The sequence below is a fragment of the Brevundimonas sp. Leaf168 genome (assembly GCF_001423685.1).
GTDB lineage: Bacteria > Pseudomonadota > Alphaproteobacteria > Caulobacterales > Caulobacteraceae > Brevundimonas > Brevundimonas vesicularis_C.
Genome location: NZ_LMOY01000009.1, coordinates 241,990 through 263,864, shown reverse-complemented (window position 1 = coordinate 263,864; position 21,875 = coordinate 241,990). Strand labels below are relative to the sequence as shown.

At 65.3% G+C, this 21,875-nt stretch carries 21 protein-coding genes and 1 pseudogene; 12 read left to right on the top strand and 10 right to left on the bottom strand.

Annotation, left to right across the window (positions count from 1 at the left end; genetic code table 11):
* Window positions 1-10: 10 nt before the first annotated feature.
* A complete protein-coding gene (locus ASF81_RS10345) occupies window positions 11-1,591 on the bottom strand; it encodes a cytochrome ubiquinol oxidase subunit I (protein WP_055808496.1) in 1,581 nt (526 codons plus the stop codon).
* A gap of 196 nt (window positions 1,592-1,787) precedes the next feature.
* Between ASF81_RS10345 and cydD the strand changes: the two genes are divergently transcribed.
* A complete protein-coding gene (gene cydD, locus ASF81_RS10340; protein WP_055808494.1) occupies window positions 1,788-3,392 on the top strand; it encodes a thiol reductant ABC exporter subunit CydD in 1,605 nt (534 codons plus the stop codon).
* Window positions 3,389-5,110, top strand: coding sequence for an amino acid ABC transporter ATP-binding/permease protein (locus tag ASF81_RS10335; RefSeq protein WP_200932940.1), 1,722 nt, complete (start codon window positions 3,389-3,391; stop codon window positions 5,108-5,110). The genes cydD and ASF81_RS10335 overlap by 4 nt, the downstream gene beginning before the upstream one ends.
* Here ASF81_RS10335 and ASF81_RS10330 read toward each other — a convergent pair.
* The 8 genes and pseudogenes from ASF81_RS10330 to ASF81_RS10295 form a co-directional block, all read right to left on the bottom strand.
* Entirely contained in the window at window positions 5,031-5,645 is a 615-nt protein-coding gene (locus ASF81_RS10330) for a helix-turn-helix domain-containing protein (RefSeq protein ID WP_235559307.1), read from the bottom strand. The two genes, ASF81_RS10335 and ASF81_RS10330, sit on opposite strands and share 80 nt — an antisense overlap.
* 554 nt (window positions 5,646-6,199) lie before the next feature.
* Window positions 6,200-6,778, bottom strand: a complete 579-nt coding sequence (locus ASF81_RS15080) for a hypothetical protein (RefSeq protein WP_156363213.1) — start codon at window positions 6,776-6,778, stop codon at window positions 6,200-6,202.
* An 81-nt stretch (window positions 6,779-6,859) separates the two neighbouring features.
* Window positions 6,860-7,486, bottom strand: coding sequence for a tyrosine-type recombinase/integrase (locus ASF81_RS10325; protein WP_055808308.1), 627 nt, complete (start codon window positions 7,484-7,486; stop codon window positions 6,860-6,862).
* Window positions 7,487-7,602: 116 nt separating this feature from the next.
* Complete coding sequence (locus tag ASF81_RS10320; RefSeq protein WP_235559323.1) at window positions 7,603-8,586, bottom strand: ABC transporter ATP-binding protein; 984 nt, start codon at window positions 8,584-8,586, stop codon at window positions 7,603-7,605.
* A 278-nt stretch (window positions 8,587-8,864) separates the two neighbouring features.
* Window positions 8,865-9,678 (bottom strand): annotated as a pseudogene (locus ASF81_RS15685) (tyrosine-type recombinase/integrase); the annotation flags it as partial.
* A gap of 968 nt (window positions 9,679-10,646) precedes the next feature.
* On the bottom strand, window positions 10,647-11,318 hold the full coding sequence (locus tag ASF81_RS10305) for an MBL fold metallo-hydrolase (protein ID WP_055808303.1): 672 nt from the start codon (window positions 11,316-11,318) through the stop codon (window positions 10,647-10,649).
* Window positions 11,319-11,329: 11 nt separating this feature from the next.
* Entirely contained in the window at window positions 11,330-12,769 is a 1,440-nt protein-coding gene (locus tag ASF81_RS10300) for a YncE family protein (RefSeq protein ID WP_055808301.1), read from the bottom strand.
* A complete protein-coding gene (locus ASF81_RS10295) occupies window positions 12,766-13,173 on the bottom strand; it encodes a DUF305 domain-containing protein (RefSeq protein ID WP_055808492.1) in 408 nt (135 codons plus the stop codon). The genes ASF81_RS10300 and ASF81_RS10295 overlap by 4 nt, the downstream gene beginning before the upstream one ends.
* A 115-nt stretch (window positions 13,174-13,288) precedes the next feature.
* On the opposite strand from ASF81_RS10295, the gene ASF81_RS10290 reads away from it, so the two are divergent.
* From ASF81_RS10290 to ASF81_RS10260, 7 genes are all read left to right on the top strand, one after another.
* Complete coding sequence (locus ASF81_RS10290; RefSeq protein ID WP_055808299.1) at window positions 13,289-14,173, top strand: LysR substrate-binding domain-containing protein; 885 nt, start codon at window positions 13,289-13,291, stop codon at window positions 14,171-14,173.
* A 110-nt stretch (window positions 14,174-14,283) separates the two neighbouring features.
* Window positions 14,284-14,775: a uracil-DNA glycosylase gene (locus ASF81_RS10285; RefSeq protein WP_162237593.1), complete on the top strand. Its 492-nt coding sequence runs from the start codon at window positions 14,284-14,286 to the stop codon at window positions 14,773-14,775.
* 127 nt (window positions 14,776-14,902) lie between these two features.
* Entirely contained in the window at window positions 14,903-15,424 is a 522-nt protein-coding gene (locus ASF81_RS10280) for a hypothetical protein (RefSeq protein ID WP_156363211.1), read from the top strand.
* A 22-nt stretch (window positions 15,425-15,446) separates the two neighbouring features.
* Window positions 15,447-16,628, top strand: a complete 1,182-nt coding sequence (locus ASF81_RS10275; RefSeq protein WP_055808292.1) for a TDT family transporter — start codon at window positions 15,447-15,449, stop codon at window positions 16,626-16,628.
* Between the two features lie 33 nt (window positions 16,629-16,661).
* Window positions 16,662-17,285 (top strand): DsbA family protein, encoded by a 624-nt coding sequence (locus ASF81_RS10270; RefSeq protein ID WP_082503531.1) that lies wholly within the window; start codon window positions 16,662-16,664, stop codon window positions 17,283-17,285.
* A 7-nt stretch (window positions 17,286-17,292) separates the two neighbouring features.
* Window positions 17,293-18,282, top strand: a complete 990-nt coding sequence (locus ASF81_RS10265; protein ID WP_055808287.1) for a malate dehydrogenase — start codon at window positions 17,293-17,295, stop codon at window positions 18,280-18,282.
* A gap of 91 nt (window positions 18,283-18,373) precedes the next feature.
* Window positions 18,374-18,799 carry an OsmC family protein gene (locus tag ASF81_RS10260; protein ID WP_055808285.1) on the top strand — a complete coding sequence of 142 codons (426 nt, stop codon included), beginning with the start codon at window positions 18,374-18,376 and terminating at the stop codon, window positions 18,797-18,799.
* Between the two features lie 539 nt (window positions 18,800-19,338).
* Here the strand turns inward: ASF81_RS10260 and ASF81_RS10255 are convergent.
* Entirely contained in the window at window positions 19,339-20,103 is a 765-nt protein-coding gene (locus tag ASF81_RS10255) for a glutaredoxin family protein (protein WP_055808283.1), read from the bottom strand.
* Window positions 20,104-20,171: 68 nt separating this feature from the next.
* Between ASF81_RS10255 and ASF81_RS10250 the strand changes: the two genes are divergently transcribed.
* The 3 genes from ASF81_RS10250 to ASF81_RS10240 all read left to right on the top strand — a co-directional run bounded on the left by ASF81_RS10250 (window position 20,172) and on the right by ASF81_RS10240 (window position 21,721).
* Window positions 20,172-20,585 (top strand): MerR family transcriptional regulator, encoded by a 414-nt coding sequence (locus ASF81_RS10250; RefSeq protein WP_055808281.1) that lies wholly within the window; start codon window positions 20,172-20,174, stop codon window positions 20,583-20,585.
* 149 nt (window positions 20,586-20,734) lie between these two features.
* Window positions 20,735-21,178, top strand: coding sequence for a DUF305 domain-containing protein (locus tag ASF81_RS10245; RefSeq protein WP_082503530.1), 444 nt, complete (start codon window positions 20,735-20,737; stop codon window positions 21,176-21,178).
* Window positions 21,179-21,274: 96 nt separating this feature from the next.
* Complete coding sequence (locus ASF81_RS10240; RefSeq protein WP_055808279.1) at window positions 21,275-21,721, top strand: DUF305 domain-containing protein; 447 nt, start codon at window positions 21,275-21,277, stop codon at window positions 21,719-21,721.
* Window positions 21,722-21,875 lie beyond the last annotated feature (154 nt).

The window sequence follows — 21,875 nt, the reverse complement described above, 5'->3', positions numbered from 1 at the left end:
AGGTCTTGGGTCAGGCCACGGCGGGCGCGGGAACGCGCTCGGCCAGGGCTTCGGGGCTGGGTTCGCCGAACGTCTCCTGTTCGTGAAACGGCCCCTTCTTGATGGCGAAGAGCATCAGCCGCACCTCGACCACCGCCAGCGCGCCATACAGCAGGGTGAAGCCGACGATCGTGGCCGACAGCTGTGGCACGGTCAGGGACGAGGCGCCCAGGAAGGTGGGCAGTACGCCCTCCACCGCCCACGGCTGGCGACCGAACTCGGCCAGGATCCACCCGAACTCGATCGCGATCCACGGCAGCGGGATGGCCAAGACGGCTAACCGCAGGAACCACTTCGTATGATGCTTGCGCAGGGTGCACAGCACGAAGGCGGTCCCGAATAGGGCGATCATGAACATTCCGATGCCCGCCATGATGCGGAAGCTCCAGAACAGGGCCGGGACGTTCGGCACCGTCTCCCACGCGGTCTGCTGGATCAGCGCCGGCGTGGCCTGGCGGGGATCGGCGACATGGCGCTTCAGCAGCAGGCCATAGCCCAGGTCGCGGCGGTGGGTCTCGAACACGCCGCGCGCGGCGGGATCGGCCGGGTCAGCCTTGACCTTCTCCAGCGCATCATAGGCGATGACGCCGGATTCGATGCGGTCCTCAGCCGTGGCGACCAGTTCGAAGATGCCTTCGACGGGCTTGTCGATGGTGCGGGTGGCGATCAGCCCCATGATCCACGGTACGTGAACGCCGAAATGGGTCTCGCGGTCCTTCATCGAGGGAACGCCGATCAGCGTCAGGCCGGCGGGTGCAGGCTCGGTGTGCCACATGGCCTCCAGAGCGGCGAGCTTCATCTTCTGGTTGTCGGTCAGATTGTAGCCGGACTGGTCGCCCAGCACGACGGCCGACAGCGACGCCGCCAGACCGAACGCAGAGGCCACCGTCATCGACCGCTTGGCGAAGCCGACGTGCTTGCCACGCAGCAGATAGAATGCCGAGACGCCCAGAACGAAGACCGAGGCGCACACATAGCCGGCCGAGACGGTGTGAACGAACTTGGCCTGGGCTACCGGGTTGAACACCACAGCCATGAAGTCCGTGACCTCCATCCGCATCGTGTCGGGATTGAAGGCGGCGCCGACCGGGTTCTGCATCCAGCCGTTGGCGATCAGGATCCACAGGGCCGACAGATTGGTGCCCAGCGCGACCATGAAGGTGACGAACAGGTGGGCGTGCGGCTTCAGCTTGTCCCAGCCGAAGAACATCAGGCCGACGAAGGTCGCCTCCAGGAAGAAGGCCATCAGCCCTTCGATGGCCAGCGGCGCGCCGAAGATGTCGCCGACATAGTGGCTGTAGTAGCTCCAGTTCATGCCGAACTGGAATTCCATGGTGATGCCGGTTGCGACGCCCAGCACGAAGTTGATGCCGAAGCAGACGCCCCAGAACCGGGTGATCGTCCTCCAGATGGGCCGGCGGGTCATCACATAGATCGACTCCATGATGACCAGCATGAACGACAGCCCCAGCGTCAGGGGAACGAACAGGAAGTGGTAAAGGGCTGTCAGCGCGAACTGCAGCCGGGACAGGTCGACGACCGCGAGGTCGATCATGGCGTTGCTCCGAGGAATCGGTCTGCTGGACCGACGTTTCGTCGGCCGTAGGCGGTACGCGGGACGCCCGCCTTGATCTCGATCAAAGCGGCGGCGAACGCCCGGCCCTATTGGACGGTTGGTCCTTGGACATTTCGTCCAACGACGTTTCGCCCAGTGGCGCGCGGCCTGCGCCGAGCGCTGGAGTCGCCTGATGAGCGCCGTGCCAATTGCCCCTGTCTCTGCGGCCGCCTGGCTGAAGCAGATCGGTCGTCCGTGGGGGCGGCTGACCCTGCTGACCGGCGTGCTGACCATTGCGGACGTCGCGCCTGCGATCGGCTTCGCGGCGGGGCTGGCTTTGACGATTTCCAGCCTGACCGTATCGCCGGCCGCCGCCGCGCCGTGGCTGGCTTTAGCCGTGTTCAGCCTGATCGCGCGCGGCCTGATCGGCCAGGCCGCCGTGATCGTCGGCGCGAAGCTGGGTCGGGCGGTAAAGACCGACGTCCGAGGCCGCCTCCTATCGGACCTTTTTGGGCGAGGACGGCGATCCAGCGCGCTGATGACGGCCCTGGTCGAAGGGGTCGGCGCGCTGGACAGCTACTATTCGCGGTTTGCCCCCTTGCGCCTCGCCGCAGGCGTTTCGCCCCTGCTGATCATCGCCGCCGCCGCGATCGCCAGCCCAATGTCGGCGGGCATTCTACTGTTCACCCTGTTCCCGTTCATCGTCGGCATGGCCCTGGCGGGCACGGCTGCGGCGGGCGAAAGCCGTCGTCAGTTTCAGGCGCTTGAGCGGCTGTCTGGCCTGTTCGTCGACCGTATCCGCACCCTGCCCGCCATTCTCGCCTTCGACGCCGTGGGCCGCACGACGGTGCACATCGCCCAGGCCTCGGACGAGCTGGAGCGCCGCACCGCCCGCGTCATGCGCATCGCCTTCCTGTCATCGGGCGTGCTGGAGTTCTTCTCGGCCTTGTCGGTCGCGCTGATCGCCGTCTATTGCGGCTTCAACCTGTTGCGGCTGCTGCCCTTCCCCGTTCCCGAGACGCTGGACCTGTCGCGCGCCTTCTTCGTGCTGGCCCTGGCGCCCGAAGTCTATGCGCCGCTGCGCCGCCTGGCGGCCGCCTATCATGATCGCCAGGCCGCCGAGGCCGCGGCTCCATCCCTGATCACGCCAGACCCGCGCCCTGCCCAGCGCGCGCCCATCGGCGACCTGGCGCCCGCCATCCATTTCCGCGATGTCGCCATCGCTTATGAAGGCTCGGCCCCTGTCATCGACGGGTTCGACCTCGACATTGCGCCGGGCCAGATCGTGGCGGTGATGGGCGCCAGCGGCGCGGGCAAGTCCAGCCTTCTGCATCTGCTGCTCGGCCTTGCTCCCCTGACGCGCGGCGAGGTCGAGGTGGGCGGCGCGCGGCTCAGCCAGTGCGGCGACATCGCCGGGCGGGTCGCCTGGGCCAGCCAGCACCCGATCGTGACGCCTGGAACCCTGGCCGAGAACATCGCCCTGGCGGATCGCACCGCCTGCCCCGGCCGCATCGTCATGGCGGCGCGCACGGCCGGCCTGTCCGGCGATCTGGATCGCCCCATCGACGAGCGTGGCGGCGGCCTGTCGGGCGGCGAACGCCGTCGCCTGGGCCTGGCCCGCGCCATCCTGAAGCGGGCGCCGCTTCTCGTGCTCGACGAGCCGACCGCCAATCTGGATCCGGTCTCCGAACGCGCCGTGCTCGACGTCATCAGTCAGGCCGCGCGCGGCCGCACCACCCTGATCGCTACCCACTCGCCAGCCGTCGCCGCCCTGGCCGACCGCGTGGTGACGTTATGAGAGTCCCATCGCGCATCGCCGGCCTGATCGCCGCGCAGATTCAGGCCCAGCGCGCCCGGCTTCGGCTCGCCGCGGCCGGCGGCGCTGTCGTCTCGGTGGCGGCCGTCTGTCTGTTGGGGCTGTCGGGCTGGTTCATCACGGGCGCAGCCTTTGCGGGCCTGGCGGGCGCGGCGGCCGCCCAGAGCTTCAACTACATGATGCCCAGCGCCATCGTCCGCCTGCTGGCCATCGTCCGCACCGGCGGGCGCTATGTTGAGCGCGTCGCGGGCCATGAGGCTGCCTTGAAGGCGCTCGCCCGCCTGCGCCCGCAGTTGTTCGACGCCATCGCCACCGGGCCGGCCGAGCGCGCTCTGAACCTGTCGTCCGGCGAGGTCTCGGCCCGGCTGGTTCAGGACGTGGATGCGGTTCAGACCCTCTTCGTGCGCCGCTCGGCGCCCTGGAGCTTGGGCGCCGGTGCCGTTTCCGCCGTGCTGCTGGCCAGCCTCGCCTCCCCCTCGGCCGGCGCGGCCCTGTTCGTCGTGATGATCGCAGCCGTCCTGGGCGGCGTCCTTATCGCCCGCCGCCTCGCCGATCCCGCCGGCCGAGCGCTGCAGACCGGCGCAGGCGCGCTGAAGGATCGCCTCGCCGCCCTGGAGGCCGCCGCCCCCGAGCTGAAGGCCTACGGTCTTGACGACTGGGCGTGCGCGCAGGTCGCGCAGGTCGCCGCCGATCACGACACGGCGCAGATCGCCCTGACCCGATCGGGCGGCTGGACGGCCGTGTGGCAGGCGGCGGCCAGCGCCCTCGCGGTCGGCGTTGTCATTCCCGCCGCATTGCCAGCCGATCTGCCTCTGATCGCGCTGGCAGCCCTAGCGGCGGTCATGGGCGTCGAATCCGCCGGAGGACTGGTCGTCGCCCTGCACCAGAACGGGTCTGCCGCCCAGGCCCTGTCTCGCCTCGACGCCGCCATGCCCACGGCGTCCTCCCGTCACGATCGACCGCTCCGCGGCGCGGCGCTCGGTCTCGCAAACCTTGGCGCCGAGCTGGCGCCGCCTTATCGCCTAGGCGTCTTCGGCCCATCGGGCGCTGGCAAGACGACGCTGATCGAACGCCTGATCGGTTTGCGAACACCCCAAGCCGGCGAGATGCGGCTCGGTGGATTGGACGCCGTTGTCATCGCGCCGGAGGATCGGCGTCAGCTGTTCGCCTATGCGGCCCAGGACGTCCGTCTGCTGAACGGATCCGTGCGCGAGAACCTGTTGCTTGCAGGACCTGCCGACGATGCGGCCCTGTGGGCGGCGCTGGACGACGCCGCGCTGGGCGACCGAATTCGCGCCGAATCGCTGGGGCTGGACACCCCCGTCGGACCGAACGGCGAGCAGCTATCCGGTGGAGAACGACGGCGTCTTGGCCTGGCGCGCGCCTATCTGCGCGATGCGCCCTGGCTGGTGCTGGACGAACCGACGGAAGGCCTGGACGCCGCGACGGAGGCCCAGGTCCTAGACCGCCTTCAGAACCGCTTGGTCGCGCGGGGGCAAGGCCTGATCTTGGTCAGCCACCGGGCGTCGCCGATGGCGCTCTTCGACCGCTCCATTCGGGTCGAAGGGCTGGGCAGCGACGGACATCTTCGTCTGACCTCCCCCCGGATGACACGGCCGCCTAGGATGCGCCGTTCGCCATGTCTTTCAGGCGGTCAGGGCGCTCGATCCGCAAGTCGTGCAGGGAAACGGCATGGATGACGCCGCTGGTCTTCAACTTGGTCAGCTCTCGACTGACGGTCTCGATCGTTAGTCCGAGATAGTCCGCGATCTCGGATCGGGTCATCGGCAGTCGCACAGCGTTATCGCCGGACGGACGCAAGGGATCGCGCGAAAGCATCGTCACCAGAAAGCTGGCCAGGCGTTCACGCGCGGTCTTGCGACCGAGCAGCAGCATCTGGTCCTGCGCCGCCGTCAGCTCATGCATCGCCCGACTCAGCAAGGCCGCTTCCAGACTGGGCCGCTCTCGCGCCAGGGCGCGATACTCCGAGGCCCGGAAGCGACATACGGTCGTGTCCTCAATCGCCTCAGCAGAGAAGGCGTAGGTCTCCCCCGCCGTCAGTCCAATGAAATCCCCGGCGAACAGGAAGCCGGTGATCTGGCGACGACCATTGGGCAGAAGCTTGTATATCCGCACAGCGCCCGAGGTGACGTTGAAGACGTTCAAGACCGGTTCGGCCTCATTGGCCAAGACGTCGCCGCTCGCCAGCGCTACGCGTTCTGCGATCGAGTCCAATCGCCCAAGATCGACCTCCGACAACGCGTCGCAGACGCTGAACGCACGCGCACCACAGCCTGAGCAGACTGAACTGGTGGGCCGGTCGGCACAGACCGTAGGCAGCGCGCGGACTTTCAACATGCTCACTGTCTATCACCCCTAGAGCACGAGTGAAGCAGTCTATCTCGACGTGCCAGCTGAGAGTGCTTCACCAGTTCCTTCACTTAAAAGAATTTGCATTCCTCAAAGAGGAGCAGCGACAGATTGCTGATGCGGGGTATGCATCCCTATCTGCCGGCATCAATCAGATGGGTGCTGGTCGTCTGCCCGCTGCGCTCGGGTAGGCGCCTTGCCGAAAACCGGCTCTGCTCAAAGTAAGCAACGTGTCAGGCACAGGCGCTTCGCGCCAGAAGCGGACATTTGCTGACGGCCGAGAAGCTGACATCCGGATCTCCGCTGCCCTGACGTCCGCGTTCGACCCGTTGCGGACATTCAGCGTGTGAGTTGGCACTTGGAGCCATCATTACCAAACGCTGGCAGCTCTAGCCCCACCGAGGAATCATCTCTCGGCGCTATTGATAGGAGCAACTGTAAGCGATCAGATATGGCTGGCCGAAACACTTTATGAGGTCATCTACGACATCTAGATTCATGGGCCACTTTGGACCCTCCCCACCGTTGGCCTCGACATATCGCCGCCGAGCATCTTCGAACTCTTTCGGCATCGGCATTTCAGAGAGCTCCTTTCGCATCTGTTTTAACCGAACTTTATCATTGCGAAGGAAAGCCGCTGTAGCTGCATAGTAGATTGCAACCGGTGCGATGACGGACCTTGTTTCTATCTCATCGATCAAATCTGCTGCTGCGGAGTTTTCTCCAGCTGAGGCCCGTAGCTGGGCCTCGTGAAAGAGGAGTGAGTTTCGCGGGGCTGCGCCTAGTGAGGCATCGTTTTCCCGACGATAGTTGGCTAGCAGTTCAGCAGCCTCGCTATAGCAGCCGTTCTCGCCCCATTGCCGCCAGCCGTTAGACCCTGATTCAAAGTCATCGTAGCTTTGAGTGATTGAGGTGTATTTCGCCAGACTACAATAGGGCACCGAGCCAACCGGCTGTGTCTGGCTAAGAGCCAAAACCGTAAAAATGAGCAGAGACATCGGGTGACTATCGACCACTCGAGTTCCGCTTTCCACCCTTAGGCGACGATGGCCGGGCCCGCTTTCCGGCCCGGCCATGAGTCACAGGTCGATCTGTTCCGACATCTCCAGAGCGTCGTCCACCTCGATACCAAGGTATCTGACGGCGCTCTCAAGCTTCCGGTGGCCGAGCAGGAGCTGACAGGCGCGAAGGTTGCCGGTCTTCTTGTAGACGAGCGACACCTTCGTGCGCCGGAGACTGTGGGTCCCGCAGCCCTGCGGTTCCAGGTCGATCATCCGAACCCACTGATCCACCAGCCGTGCGTACTGCCGGGTGCCGATATGCTGACCCGGTCGGCTGCGGCTCAGGAACAGCCAGTCATCTTCACGCTCGCCGCGGACCTTAAGCCAGGCCGCGATTGCGTCACGCGCAGGTTCGGTGATCTCGAACGGCACCGGCCTTCCGGTCTTCTGCTGGATAACGATCGACCGTTGTCGGAGCGTGCCGCCGGGAGCTACGTCGCTGACCTGGAGCCGAACCAGGTCACAGGCTCGCAGCTTGGCATCTAGGGCGCAGTTGAACATCGCAAGGTCGCGAACCCTCTTTGCGACCTTCGACTGCTGTCGAATGGCCCAGATATGCTTCGGCTTCAGCGGCGCCTTGGGGCCGATAAGACGGCCAGCATTCCATGGGCGCTTCGGTTGCCTAAACAGGTCAGACTGGCGCATGGCCAACCTCCATTGAGGTCGCCTCCCTGTCCGTGGCCCAGTCTACGCTCTTTGGATCTGTTCAGCGCCATGAGCGGACATTCTGATCGACGCAACAAGGCGACGTTGCAGGAACCCTATCCAAGCTGGTGGATGAGCGCCTTGCTCAGAGACTGGATCGTCAAATAGGTCTCGCCATCAACTTCATAGCCCTCCCTCGAGTGGCGGATGACGACGTCGGCTTCTGCTTGGGATCCGCTGACCCCAAAGTCCATCCGTTTGATGGCGCGTCCCAACCACACGTCCGCAAGACCGTCGGCTTCGATAAAAACCATTCCACGGTTGGTCCCACGCGTTTCGAACCGGCCGCTCTGAAGCGAGAATGCCAGATTGGCCTGGTCGAACGCCTCGCCGATTGCACCTGACAGGGCGACATCCTCGGGCGCGCCATCGATAAAACGGCCCTCGCTTGGCAGCAGCCAAATTCGGTCGGAGGCATTGAGCGATAGCTCCAGATCATGGCTGGACAGAATGATTGAGACGCCTGTCTTGCGGGCGATCCGGCGCAGGGTCGCCGTGATGGTCACCCGACTGGGCAGGTCCAGGAAGGCGGTGATCTCGTCCAGCAACATGACCTGAGGACGCTGGGCCAAGGCTCTCGCGATCATGACCCGCTGTCGCTCGCCGTCCGACAAGCTGTCGACATAGCGGTCACGCAGATGGCCGCCATCGATCTGTTTCAATGCGTCTTCGCAAATCTCGCGATCCTCGTCCGACAGCGCGCCAGTCCAACCCGTGTAAGGCTGACGCCCCATCTCGACGAGTTCATGAACGCGGAGCGCGCCGACCTGTGGCCTGTCGGTCAGAACCACGGCGACCTTTCGCGCCCGCTCGGCGGCGGGCCACTGCCGCACCGGCCGTCCATCAAGACGGGCCTCGCCATCGACCGGAGGTATGAAGCCCGCCAGAGTCCGCAGCAGCGTGGACTTGCCTTGGCCGTTTCGCCCCAGAAGGCAGATGAACTCGCCGGGTTCGACGACAACCTGCTCAAGCGTCGAAACGCCCTGATGGTGTTCGGCACCCAGTCCCCGGCCGATGCGCTTCGCTCTCCCATCGCCCACGCCATCCTCGAGCAGTGCGCGACCAAGATCTTCCTGCCCAACGCTCACGGCCAGGCCCGGGACTACATCGACGGTTTCGGCCTGACCCAGGAGGAGTTCCGGCTCGTACGCGAGGTGCTGACCCCGGAGTCGCACCGCTTCCTGGTCAAGCAGGGTCACGACAGCGTGGTGGTCGAGCTCGACCTGCGCGGCCTGGACGACGCGCTCGCCGTGCTGTCCGGGCGAACCGAGACCGTCGCCCTGCTCGACCGTCTGCGCGCCGAGACCGGCGACGACTAGACGTTGTGCGGCCGCGACCGTTTCATCCGCGCCGCCGGGATCGACCAGACGGCGTTCTCGAAATCCACCTCCGGCCAGACTCCGTCCTGCAGTTCGCTCTTCCGAACCATGCTGAGCAGGATGAACTTCAAGCCGAGCCGGATGGTCGGCAGGGTCGCGACCTCGCTCAGCAGAACCAGCGCGATGCGGATCTCGCTCGGCGAAAGGCTGCGATCGCGAGGCCGGAAGGTCGCTATGGAAGCGGGTCCGACGCTGTCCGCCGGATTGTCGATCTTCTCGCCGTGGAGGATCGCCCAGCCCTAGATCTGTTTGACGATGTCCCGCACATGGATCGCCGTGGCCGGCGCGCCGCGGTCCACGATGGTCTTGCAGTGCGCCCGGAGGTCATCCGGCGTGATCTCGCTGAGCAGACGATTGCGCCAATGCGGCAGGATCTCTCGATTGAAGATCGACCGGCGCACGTTGCGCGTGCTGTCAGCCATCGGGGCGGTGTCCATCCAGCGCTGCGCCACATGTTCGAAGCTGCGCGCCTCCTGTAGGCGACGCTTCGCCCGCTGCTTCTCCAGAGCCGGCGACACGCCGCTGGCGATCGTCCGCTTGATCTCGAACAGCCGCTCGGGCTTGGGCCAGGCTCAGGCCGCCCCGCCCGTAGCGGCCCAGGGTCAGCGTCTCCCGGCGGCCGTTGAAGCGATAATCGTAGCGGAAGGAGATAGCGCCGCCAGGGGAGATGTAGGCGTACAAGCCGTCCCTGTCGGTACTCTTGTAAGGCTTTGATTTTGGCTTCAGATTCTTCAGCGCGGCAGCGGTAAGCACGGTAAAATCTCCTCGCACCGGGCAGTCCTGGAAATGGGCGGCTCAAGGTTGATATTCTTCAATCTTTCCAGCATCTTGTGCTGAATTAATACCGTCATCGGGTCGCCGTGCGAGTGACGGTATGGGCCTGAATCCCCGGGAGCAACGCCGGGCGATACCGTCAGACAGGTCGGCATCACGAAAAAAGGACCCTCCGAAAGGCTTCGAAGGGTCTCGACAGAATTCACTTTTACGTCAGGGCCTTACAGATCAAATCGGAAGCGGTTTCGAAAGCTCCCGAAAGCCCCGAATTATTCCCACTCGATTACACGAAGGCCGGTAGCGCGTTGATCGGCAAGGACTTTGCACCAGAGGTCACCTAAAGCGCCGTATCGTAGTCCGAATAGATCGTGGACTGTTGAAAACAGTGAAGAAATAATCGGATGTAAAAAGCGCGTGATCACGAGATCTTTCGGGGTGTATTGACAATGCCGCAGGCGTGGTGCGCGAGGGAATCGTACCGGTATACCTAGGCATAGGCGGATACCATAGCCTGACGTTTTGAAGAACAGGCGAGGCCTGGAGCTCATCGTCATCTATCGGCAGATCTCCTGCCATTTCATTCCGCCTGGCTTCAAAGTCGCGCGCCGCCGCACGCCGACCGAGCGCGTGAGCGCTCGGTCGGCGTTGAACAACTATTCCCCGGCGCGCTCCGCTTCTCCGGCGTGCTGGCTTCGAGAACATCGATGCTGCCGTCCGCTCCCAAAGTTGCGATCCCCATGGCCGCCTGCCTTCCCACCGGGACGAGTGGCACGTCGGGGCCTCGGTGACCACTCCTGCCACCACAGCGAAGCGCAAAGCCAGCTTCGCGCCATGAGCGGACATGACAGTCACCGCGCAAAGGCGACATTCACCTGAGTTACCACGCCGAGCCGCCGCCATTTTATCGCGATCGCAATCGCGCGAAACCGGTGGAGGTGCAGACTGCGTCAGTCATGGTCAGAGACGTCGAACCCGTCTCCGGGCGCCATCGGCCGGTGCAGTTTGATCCCGGCCTTGTCCAGATAGGGCTCGTAGACGTCGTAACGCTGCCTGAGGAAATAGTCGCGAGCGTAGCCGTCATGGACCGGGACGACCGATTTTGGCTTCATCCGTTTGGCGAACGCATGGACAGTGAGCTCGGTCAGGTAAGGCGCCATCACCGGAAGGGCCAGCACCTCCACGCCCGCGAACCGATCCAGACGGCTGTCGAAACTGTCGCCCGGGTTGAGGAAAACGTCGTTGACGAGGAAGGCTGTCAGTTGCGGGCTCTCGTCCGACAGGATGGGCTCATGCGCGACCGGCTGAGCCTGCAGCCGGAACGCGCCGAAGGTCCGTTCGCCCTCCTCGAACACCGTGACCGACAGCCCCTTCTCGCCGAGCTTGTCGGCGACCTCGCCGTTGCCGACGAGTGTCGCGCCACTCGCCTGCACGATCCTGGCCAGAGCGTCAGGGTCGATGTGGTCGGGATGGCCATGCGTCAGGACGATCGTCGAGACATCCGAAAAGACAGCAGGATCGACCCGTCCGTCGACGAACGAAAACTTGCCCGGATCGAAGAGCAGTCGATCTGCACCGATCGTCAGGCGCAGGCAGCTATGGACGAACTTGTCGATCCGCATGGCGGCCGGTCCTATTCCGACTGTCTCTGGACGACCGCGCCGATCGCCTCGGGCGTGCCCGAGGCGATGACCAGCCAACGGCGGGGTGCGCCGGCGTCGGCGGCGACCACCTGACGGATCGGGCCCACGGCGTTGACGACCGCAGACCCAGCCGGATTGGTCATGAACTTCGTCAGAGGCTCGAGCGTCCCCGATCCGTCCGCCGCATTGGCGAAGGCGAGGACATAGGGCTTGCCGGGTTGGAGGCCTGCGGCGGCGATCTGCAGCATCTGGACCTGCCCCTGCTCGAACAAGGTCGCCTGGGACCGGGTGTCGCCCTCGCCCGTCAGAACGAGTTGATGCGAGGCGCGAGCTGCGCCCAGGGGCGTGAGGTTGGCCCTGCCGTCACCCTGAGTGACCGCACGCGGCACATAGGTGACCCCTTGCGGTCCCTGACCGATCGGCACGGTGGCGATCACGCGGTTGGCCAGGGTGTCGATGACCGCCACGCCGTCGCCATTCTCCAGCCCGACGTAAATCCGCGAGCCGTCGCCGGAGGGCCACAGACCGTGCGGCAGCGACCCCACCTCGATCTCCGTCACGAGCGTGAAGGTGTCGGTGCGATAGACCTTGACCCGGTTCTCGGTCCCGACGGTCACATAGGCGAACTGGCCCGCCGCGTTGCGCACGATGTTGACGTGGTTGGTCAAGGGGCCGGTGTCGAGCGTCTGTAGGACAGCGAACGGCGGACGGGCGTTGAAAACCATGGTCTTGCCCACGTCCTTCAGCGTCATCCAGACCTGGCTTCCATCGGGCGTGGCGGCGATGTCGGGGCAGAACGGACTGGCCTGGGCCACCCGACCGACGATCTGACGGGTCGCGGTCTCGACTACCACCGTCTCGGGACTGAAGCTGGAGCAGATGTAGGCGTAGCGGCCGTCCGGCGAGAAGATGGTCATGCCCGGCCCGTTGGGCGTCTCGACCCGGGCGGTCTCCTGATAGGTCGCGGCGTCCAGCACCGAAACATAGGCCTCGCCCCGCACCGTGACCCAGACCTCGCGGCCGTCCGGCGTGAAGAAGGCCTCGTGCGGAGAGCGCCCGACATAGGTGGTATGTTTGACGGTGTTGCTGGCCGTGTCGATGAAGCTGACCGAGTTGGACCCGATCGAGACCACGGCGATCGTCTTGCCGTCCGGCGCCGCGCCGATGCCGTGGACCAGCAACTGGCCCTTGTAGAGCGGGCTGAGGTTGGCCGGAGTCGGTTCGCCGAGGGAAATCACCCCCAGCAGGCCGTTGGTCGAGGGATCGACCACCGAGACGGTGTTGGAGAACTGGTCGGCCGAATAGAACCGATCCTGGCTGCTGATCGGGATGGCGGGCGCCGCCGCCGCGCCCGGAACCTGATCGGCCAAGGCGTGTCCGGCGGACAGGCTGAGAACAAGGGCGGCGATGGCGCGGGCTGTCAGGGTCATGATCCGTGTCCGTGATGGGTCGAGGTCGCGCCGCCGGTCGGCGTCGGCGCATCAGAATGGCGGGTCAGGTAGTCGCGCATCAGGGCGATTTCCTGGGTCTGTTCAATGATGATCCCCTGGGCCAGACGCTTCATGGTCTCGTCCTGCCCGTACAGAAGCTCGACGCGCGCCATGTCGATGGCGCCCTGATGATGCGGGATCATCATGGCGGCGAAGTCCACGTCTGGGTCGCCGGTGGATTCTACCGCCATGTCGCGGTGCATCCGCTCCATCGCCTCGGCCATCGCCGCATCGAAGTCCGAGCCGGGCATCTGTGCGAAGGCCATAACTGCGGCACCGGCAGTCGCCGAGCCAAGCGCCAGGACGCCGGTTCTGATCCATCGGGAGGGTGGGGCGTGGGTCATGATCCGATCCTGCAGGCGATCGTCCCGGACGACCAACGCGATGTTCCGCTCGGAACGTTCGCCGTCGCCGAACGTTCCCTGTCGAAGTCGCCGCTTCGTGGGTTAGGATTGTCCCATGACCCTGGACCAGCTCCGCATCTTCGTCGCCGTCGCCGAGCGCCAGCACGTAACCCGCGCCGCCGAGGCCCTGAACCTGACCCAGTCGGCGGTCAGCTCGGCGGTGACGACGCTGGAGGGCCGCCACGGCGTCGCCCTGTTCGACCGCGTTGGCCGCAACATCGTCCTGAACGAGGCGGGCGCAACCTTCCTCGTCGAGGCCAAGGCGATCCTCGCCCGTGTCGAGGCGGCGCAGGACGCGCTCGACGACCTGGGCGGCCTGAAACGCGGACGACTGTCGATCCACGCCAGCCAGACCATCGCCGGCTGGTGGCTTCCCGCCCGACTGACCCGGTTTCATCAGGCTCATCCCGGCATCCGCATCGAGGTCTCGATCGGCAATACGCGCGAGGTGGCCGACGCTGTCCTGGAGGGCTGCGCTGAACTGGGTCTGGTCGAGGGCGAACTGAACGAGCCGGCGTTGAGCCGTTCGGTTCTGGATCACGACGAACTGGTGCTGGTCGTGGCGGCCGACCACCCCGCCGCCCAGGACGGCGCCGGGCCGCCGGACCTGAAGCAAATGACCTGGGTGTTGCGCGAGCCCGGCTCCGGCACCCGGTCGGCTTTTGAGACGGCCCTCAATCAGCGCGGGCTGGCCATCGACGCTCTGGACGTGGCCATGACCTTGCCCGGGAATGAGGCGGTCGCCGCCGCCGTCGAGGCCGGTGCGGGAGCGACGGTCGTGTCGCGCAATGTCGTCGCCGCGCGCCTGCGCGCCGGCATCCTCGCCGCCCTGCCCCTGACCTTGCCCGACCGCCCGTTCTGGCTCCTGCGGCACAAGCAGCGCTATCGCTCAAAGGCGGGCGAGGTGTTCCTGGCGTCCCTGACGGCGTCACGCCATTGAGCGCGTCGGCTCGTCAAGGCGGTGTCTGGCCTTCACTGGTGAATGACCGCGCGCCGCCTCACACGCATCTCGACGGACTGAACGGATTCCTGAGAGCTCTGGATAGGGGCGTGGGCGCTCAACAAGGTACGCCGAAGTTCGACCCCCTCGACGGTGGAGACGAGGCGGAAATCCTTGTGCTTCTGGAGACACCGGCCCCGGGACCGCAAGCGGATCGCCTCGTCTCCATCGACAATCCCACGGGCACCGCGCGCAACCTGAAGCGCGCGATGGAAGCAGCGGGGCTCGACCGCCGCCGCATCGTCCTTTGGAACACGGTCCCCTGGCTTCGCTCGGGGTCCGCGCGACCGCTGACAAGACAGGAGATCGCCTCCGGCCTGGCCACGCTAGAGGGACTGGTCACCCCGCTTCATCGCCTCAGGGCCGCGGTATTGTGCGGCCGCGTCGCCGCGATGGCGGCTCCGACGCTGACCCGCCTGCGGCCTGAAGTGGAGCTGTGTCTCGCGCCACACCCGAGCCCGACGTTCATCAACACCGCCCCCGAGCATCGTCTTGGCCTGCAGGCCGCCTTTGCGTGGGCAGCCGCGCTGATCACCCCCTAGGGCGTTCATTCGATCAAAGCGAACAAACCTATCTAAAACATCCGTTGGAGCTGATGATCCAAGAGGCGCATCCCGGATGTCGAGGAGCGCGCCGAAGACTGGCCTCCACTCCGAAAGGAGAGCCGCCATGACCACCCTTCTCGCCGCTCCGGCCATGCGCCAAGGCCGCAGGTCCGTCGCCAGGCGCCAGGCCATCGGTCCTGAGAATGTAAAACCGCAGACGCCTTTCATTCCGCCTTCTCCCATCGCCGCGACCCAATCCGGCGAGACCTTGCACCGGGTCCAGCCTGGCGTCGGCCTTACCGGCGTTCACCCCGCAATGGTCAAGGCGGTCGCGGGTCTCTACGCCGCCATGGTGGCCGTGTTCTGGCTGGTGTTCGGTCACGGCGAGGCGATGCTCGCCCTGGGCTTCATCACCGTTCTCGGCCTGATGTTCTTCGGCCTTCTCACCGGGATGAGCCTGCTGGCCGATACGCCTGCGCCGGGCGAGCGCATCCGCTCCTTGAACGATTGCCTCGCCGGTCGCGTGATCATCGACACGGGCTGGATCAGCGGCCGCGAAGCCGCGTTGCAGATGCTGACCCTGCCCGCCTGCCTTCTGGTCACCGCCGTCGTGCTCGGCGCCGTCTATCGCTTCACCGCGGGCTGACCGCTCGTCTGGATAACCTCTCATGGCTCATGACATTCACGTTCGCGACGTCGCCTTCGGCCTTCGCCCGTTGGCGAGTCTGCAATCGCCCAGGGAGATCGTGCGGCAGTTCACGCCGAACTGGTTCGCCGCCACCATGGGAACCGGCATCCTCGCCCTGGCGCTGAACCAGCTTCCGGTCCCCATACCCGGCGTAAAAATCGTCGCCGAAGCCCTGTGGGTTTTCAACATCGGCCTGTTCGCCCTGTTCACCGTTCTCTACGCGGCGCGCTGGATCTTCTTCTTCGACGGCGCGCGACGAATCTTCGGCCATTCGGTCGTGTCGATGTTCTTCGGCTGCATCCCGATGGGGCTGGCGACCATCATCAACGGCCTGATGGCCTTCGGCCTGGCGCGCTGGGGCGAAGGCGTCGTGCCGGTCGCCGAAGCCCTGTGGTGGATCGACGTGGCCCTTGCCGTCGCCTGCGGCATCGGCATCCCCTTCATGATGTTCACCCGCCAGGAGCACGCCATCGACCAGATGACGGCCGTCTGGCTGCTGCCGGTCGTGGCGGCCGAGGTCGCGGCCGTCACCGGCGGCCTGATCGCGCCGCACCTCGCGGACCCGAACGCCGCCCTGTCGGTGCTGGTAGTCAGCTATGGCCTGTGGGCCCTGTCCGTGCCGCTGGCGATGAGCATCCTGGTCATCCTCGTGCTCCGCATGGCGATCCACAAACTGCCGCACGCCGGTATGGCGGCCTCCAGCTGGCTGTCGCTGGGCCCGATCGGCACGGGCGCGCTCGGCATGCTGGTGCTCGGCCAGGCCGCGCCCGCCATCTTCACCGCCGCCGGTCTGGGCCAGTACGGCGACGCCGCGCGCGGGATCGGCCTGATCGGCGGCCTGCTGCTGTGGGCCTACGGCCTGTGGTGGGCCGCGATGGCCGTGCTGATCACCCTGCGCTACTTGCGTCAGGGCCTGCCGTTCAATCTGGGCTGGTGGGGCTACACCTTCCCACTCGGCGTCTTCTCTGTCGCGACGCTGAAGCTGGGAACCCTGCTCCCCATCCCGGCCTTCAACCTGTTCGGCATGGCCCTGGTCGCCGCACTGCTGGTGCTGTGGCTGATCGTCGGCGCCCGTACGGTGCGCGGCGCCTGGCGCGGAGACCTGTTCGTCGCCCCCTGCCTCGCCGAGGCGGCCAAGCGCGACATCCCTTGCGCACGCTGATCCGCCTCCACTCCGTCCTTTCTGGAATCACCAATGCCTCATGACCTTTTCACGCCGTCACGCCGCGTCCTCATGGCGGGCGGCGTCGGCGCCTTGATCACCGCCTGTGCGCCGCGCGCGGCCGAAGCCGACGACATGGTGCTGGGCCAGGCTGACGCGCCCGTGACCCTGATCGAATACGCCTCGACCACCTGCGGCCCCTGCGCCCGCTTCGCCATCGAGGTGCTGCCCGAACTCCGGCGGCGCTACATCGACGCCGGGCGGGTCCGGCTGATCTATCGCGAATTCATCACCGGCCCCGCCAACCTCTCCGCCGCCGGCGTTCTGCTGGCGCGGTGCGCAGGCGAAGATCGCTATTTCGAGGTCATCGACGCCCTGATGCACGGCCAGTCCGAATGGGCGAACGGCGGCGGCCCGCGCGACGCCCTCCTGAGGATCGCGGCGCGGTTCGGCATCAGCGAGGCGCGGCTTCAATCCTGCATCACCGATCCCGAGGCCATCGCGGCCCTGGAGCGCCGTGTCGCCCGTGCCCGCGACGCCGGGGTGAATGGAACGCCGACGCTCTTCGTCCAGCACCGACGTCTGGACACCGCCCTGACCCTCGAAGCCGTCTCCGCCTCGATCGACCAAGCCCTTTCTCAAACCCCGCAATCCTGAGGTTCCGATGCCCAACGCCCCCGTCAAGGTCGCCGTCTCCGGCGCCGCCGGCCAGATCGCCTACGCCCTGCTGTTCCGCCTGGCCCAGGGCGATGTGTTCGGGCCCGACACCCCGATCGATCTTCGCCTCCTCGACCTGCCTCAGGCTCAGGCGGCGCTCCAGGGCGTGGTCATGGAGCTGGACGATTGCGCCTTTCCGCTACTAACCTCCATCCAGACCACCGACGACCCCATTATCGCCTTCGACGACATCGACGCCGCCTTTCTGGTCGGGTCGCGCCCCCGCGCCAAGGGCATGGAGCGCCGCGACCTGCTGGCGGCCAACGCCGCCATCTTCAAGACCCAGGGCGCGGTCCTGAACGCGGTCGCCAAACGCTCCGTCAAGGTTCTGGTGGTTGGCAATCCGGCGAACACCAATGCCTGGGTGGCGATCCAGTCCGCGCCGGATCTGCCGCCCGGCGCCATCACCTCGATGATCCGCCTCGACCACAACCGCGCCGCCGCCCAGTTCGCGCGCCGCGCGGGCGTCCCCGTCGATGCCGTGGAGAAGCTCGCGGTCTGGGGCAATCACTCCCCGACCATGTTCGCCGACTGGAGCCATGCGACCGTGGAGGGCCAGTCTCTGGCCGGGCTCATCAACGACGAGACCTGGTATCGCGACACCCTCATCCCTGAGGTGGCCCGTCGCGGCACGGCCGTGCTGGAAGCCCGCGGCGCCTCCTCGGCGGCCTCGGCCGCCAACGCCGCCATCAACCATATGCGCGACTGGGTGCAGGGCTCGAACGGCCGTTGGGTTTCGATGGGCGTCGCCTCGATCGGCCAGTACGACATTCCCGAAGGGCTGGTCTGCGGTGTGCCGACGACCTGCCGCGACGGCGTCTATGCGCCCGTCACGGGTCTGGAGCTCGACGCCTTCACGCGCGCCGGTCTGGCCGCTTCGGTGCAGGAGTTGATCGAGGAGCGCGACGCCGCGCTCGCGGTCCTGGCGGACGCCTGATCATCCGACGCCGTCGAACATGCTCATGTAGTCGCCGTCGCCAAGGCAGGCGACGGCGTCCCTGTTTTCCAAACTTCGCCGAAGGATTCCCATGACCGACGCAGCTTCCCGGCCCTCGATCGCGACCGACGCCGGTCTCGGCGGCCTACAACTGACGATCACCGCGGGCCCCGCCCGCTTCGTGGTCGACGAACCCGTCGCCCTGGGCGGGCTGGATCTCGGTCCGACCCCTCACGAGCTGGTGCAGGCGGCGCTCGCCTCCTGTACGGCCCAGACCCTGCGCCTGTACGCCAACCGGAAAGGCTGGACCTTGGGCGCCATGTCCGTCGAGGTCTTGTTGACCCGGGACTTGGGGGCGACACCGTCGGATCAGTTCACCCGAACAATCACTCTGCCGACTGGGCTACCGGAGGAACAGAGGATCCGGTTGCTGGAGATCGCCGACAAGTGCCCAATTCATCGGATGCTCGTAGGTACAGTTTCGATCGAAACGATCTGGTGCAAGGCGACCATCTAGCTGCGAGGCGAAGGCCATCGCCACGTCCCGCCCATCCCCCTCTTTCTCAGTGTTGGTCGCGACACGAAAAGTGTGGTCCCACTAGACACAAACTTCCATTCCGCCGGAAGCGGACCTTCGGAAGGTCAGCAATGAGTCAGAAGCGGACCCCAAATACCCACGAGAGATCGAGCATCTCCGGCACCCTTCACCACCGTAGATCTACGGGTTCGCGCTATCCCAACCCGACCGCTAATGTCGCCCTGGCGTCAACCAAATCGCCAGAGGCCGCACCCGCATGCCCGCCGCCCCTCACTCCCCACTCGATTGCTCTAAGCTGGGTAAAATCATGAATCAGTTGGTTTTTTCGCGGCCCACCTACTTTAACACCGGCTCGCCGCCCGACCGTTCGGCTTGGTTCTGAAAACATTAGATAAATAGACCGATGTAAAAACCGCGTGATCGCGCAATCTTTCGAGACGTATTGACAATCTCAAACTCGAATTAACAATCGATTCTTGCGCGTTCACTTGCCTCCTCTAGACTAGCATGAACAGAACCTACATCGCCATCGCTGACGCCGGCAGAGCGTAGTGCATAACCAGCATCCAGATCGCCATGGCGATCATCATCAGGTTCTCGGTCAGGGATAGGAAGCCAAGCGGCACATTGCTGTCTCCACCGACGCAGGCGCATTTCAGTTCGCGCTTGTCGATGTAGACAGCCTTGAAGACCGAGGCCGCGCCAATGCCGCCGATGAACAGGGCCACCGGGACCGACAACCAGGTCAGGACGCCCGCGACCATCAACGCGCCTGCCCCGAACTCGGCGAACGGATAGACCTTGCCGTATGGCACCCACCGCTTGGCCAGCAGGTCGTAGTTCAGGAACATGGATGAGAAGCTCTCGATGTTCTGGAGCTTCAGCATGGCGAGGGCCATCATAGACAGGGCGATAAACCACTCCCCTGCCCGCACGGTGAACGGCGTGCCAAAAATCGTCAGGCTGAGCATCGTCGCCATCACGGCGGTGGTCAGGAAGACGACGAGGACCGGCGTGTAGGTGGTCGCCTTGGGATCGCGGACCTTGAGACCGAGATAGCGGCGCAGATCGTCGTGGCCGCCGACGCGCTGGCCGTCGATGAAGACCTGAGGCGTCGTCTTGACGCCGTGCTCGGCCTTGAAGGCGTCGGTCTGCTCGCGGGTCGTGAGCCAGTGGTCCTCGACCTTGTAGCCCCGGCTCTTGAGAAGATGCCGGGCCTTGAGCCCCCACGGACAGGTGTGGTCGGGCATCACCATCCGATAGATGACAGCGGTCTTGGTCATTGCAGGCTCCTTGATCTTCAAATCTGAGCTGCAGGTCTTAAGTTCCGTACCGTGATACGGAGTCAAGCATGAACGTTCGGACTATCGCAGGGTTGGCGAGAGACGGCGGCGTCGGGGTGGAGACTGTTCGCTTTTATCAGCGTCGCGGATTGCTTCCGACGCCCGATAGGTGGTCTCGCGATGGCGCCGGCGCGGGGGTTCGACGTTATGGCGAGGAGGACGTGCGCCGGCTGAGGTTCATCCGCTCCGCACAGACGGCGGGCTTTACCCTGGAGCAGATCAAAGAGCTGTTGTCGCTCGACGCTGGCGAAGACCGCACGCGCGCCCGTGTGCTGGCGGCGGAGAGGCTGGAAGCGCTCGATCGAACCATCTCCGATCTTGAGACGGCGAGAGCGGCGTTGCGCCGACTGGCGAGCGCCTGCGCGGCGAACGACAGCGGACCGTGTCCGATCATTTCAGCCTTTCAGGGTGAAAAGGTTTGAAATCGTGCCCTGTCTTGGCGAACGGGTGGGATGGCCGGCATCCGTCCCGCCTGGAAAAACGCAATCCGACTGCGTAGCCGCGCAAGCGTGAGGACCGGAACGTCCCATAGCCAGAACTGTTCGTTGATCATCACTTTCGGAGAACGAAGATGTCGATCAAGCTGAACGCCGGTCTGGCGACCGCCGCCCTGTCCGTGCTCCTGACCGCGTGCAGTCCTGCGGGTCAGGCCGATAGAACCGAGACGGCCGATGCGGGCTCGGCGACTGAACAAAGCGCTCCGGCGGCCCAGCCGATGGCGGGGCCTGAGACGCCCTATTCCGCGTCCGAACAGCAGATGCATCAGGCCATGATGCAGGCGCACGGCGCAGACCCGCAGGAGACCTATGCCCTGAAGATGATCGAGCACCACCGGGGCGCCATCGCTATGTCGGAGGTCCTGATGCGGGAAAACCCCGATGCCGCGCTCCGCCAGATGGCCGAAAAGACGATTACCATGCAGCGCCAGGAGATCACGGAGCTGGAGCAGTGGGTCGCGCAACATCGATCCAGCGCAACAGCCCCCGCTGCGGGTTCGGTGCAGCCCGGAGCCTGATGCGGGACGATTACGCGCGGGAAATGGTCTGCCCGCGCGTATGTGCTTTTGGACGGCGTCGATCGTCGGCGTCGGTTCGCCGGCGGGAGGTCCCTCATGCACGACAAGAGCTATCGCAACCTGGCGATTGAACTCATCGTCCACTTCATCATCATGTATTTGGTGATGTTTACGATGATCGCGACGCTCGATCACTTCGACTTCAATCTCAACAACGTCTACATGACGCTGATGATGGTCGCACCAATGGCCGTCCTTATGCTGGTTCTGATGCGCGAGATGTATCCGAACAATCGTCTCAACCTCGCCATCGGGCTGACCGCGATGATCATCTTCGCGGGCAGCTTCTACGCCATGCGCACCCAGGCGGCGATCGGCGACAAGGAACTCATTCGCGGAATGATCCCCCATCACTCCGGCGCGATCCTGATGTGCGGCAAGGCCAAGTTGAGCGACCCGGAATTGGTCGCGCTTTGCGGAGAGATCGTCGAGGCTCAGAAGCGTGAAATCCGCCAGATGCAGGCCATTCAGGAGCGGCTCTGACCGCGTTCAGACGAGACTTTCCGCAGGTCGCCGAGCGGCTATTGCTCTTCGAGGCGACGTCAGGCGGATTGGCCCGCCCCCGCGAGGTTTGTCGACGGCTCCACGGAATTAGGCCGTCCAGCGTCGGTCGCCGTTGGCGAGGGGAATGTCGACG

Bases quoted from the DNA above. Each gene is read 5' to 3' on its own strand.
- ASF81_RS10270 (WP_082503531.1), top strand. From the start codon at position 16,662: ATGCCTCATGACCTTTTCACGCCGTCACGCCGCGTCCTCATGGCGGGC.
- ASF81_RS10260 (WP_055808285.1), top strand. From the start codon at position 18,374: ATGACCGACGCAGCTTCCCGGCCCTCGATCGCGACCGACGCCGGTCTC.
- ASF81_RS10245 (WP_082503530.1), top strand. From the start codon at position 20,735: ATGTCGATCAAGCTGAACGCCGGTCTGGCGACCGCCGCCCTGTCCGTG.
- ASF81_RS10255 (WP_055808283.1), bottom strand. From the start codon at position 20,103: ATGACCAAGACCGCTGTCATCTATCGGATGGTGATGCCCGACCACACC.
- ASF81_RS10240 (WP_055808279.1), top strand. From the start codon at position 21,275: ATGCACGACAAGAGCTATCGCAACCTGGCGATTGAACTCATCGTCCAC.
- ASF81_RS10325 (WP_055808308.1), bottom strand. From the start codon at position 7,486: ATGCGCCAGTCTGACCTGTTTAGGCAACCGAAGCGCCCATGGAATGCT.
- ASF81_RS10290 (WP_055808299.1), top strand. From the start codon at position 13,289: ATGACCCTGGACCAGCTCCGCATCTTCGTCGCCGTCGCCGAGCGCCAG.
- ASF81_RS10280 (WP_156363211.1), top strand. From the start codon at position 14,903: ATGACCACCCTTCTCGCCGCTCCGGCCATGCGCCAAGGCCGCAGGTCC.
- ASF81_RS10300 (WP_055808301.1), bottom strand. From the start codon at position 12,769: ATGACCCTGACAGCCCGCGCCATCGCCGCCCTTGTTCTCAGCCTGTCC.
- ASF81_RS10265 (WP_055808287.1), top strand. From the start codon at position 17,293: ATGCCCAACGCCCCCGTCAAGGTCGCCGTCTCCGGCGCCGCCGGCCAG.
- ASF81_RS10275 (WP_055808292.1), top strand. From the start codon at position 15,447: ATGGCTCATGACATTCACGTTCGCGACGTCGCCTTCGGCCTTCGCCCG.
- ASF81_RS10295 (WP_055808492.1), bottom strand. From the start codon at position 13,173: ATGACCCACGCCCCACCCTCCCGATGGATCAGAACCGGCGTCCTGGCG.
- ASF81_RS15080 (WP_156363213.1), bottom strand. From the start codon at position 6,778: ATGTCTCTGCTCATTTTTACGGTTTTGGCTCTTAGCCAGACACAGCCG.
- ASF81_RS10305 (WP_055808303.1), bottom strand. From the start codon at position 11,318: ATGCGGATCGACAAGTTCGTCCATAGCTGCCTGCGCCTGACGATCGGT.
- cydD (WP_055808494.1), top strand. From the start codon at position 1,788: ATGAGCGCCGTGCCAATTGCCCCTGTCTCTGCGGCCGCCTGGCTGAAG.
- ASF81_RS10250 (WP_055808281.1), top strand. From the start codon at position 20,172: ATGAACGTTCGGACTATCGCAGGGTTGGCGAGAGACGGCGGCGTCGGG.
- ASF81_RS10335 (WP_200932940.1), top strand. From the start codon at position 3,389: ATGAGAGTCCCATCGCGCATCGCCGGCCTGATCGCCGCGCAGATTCAG.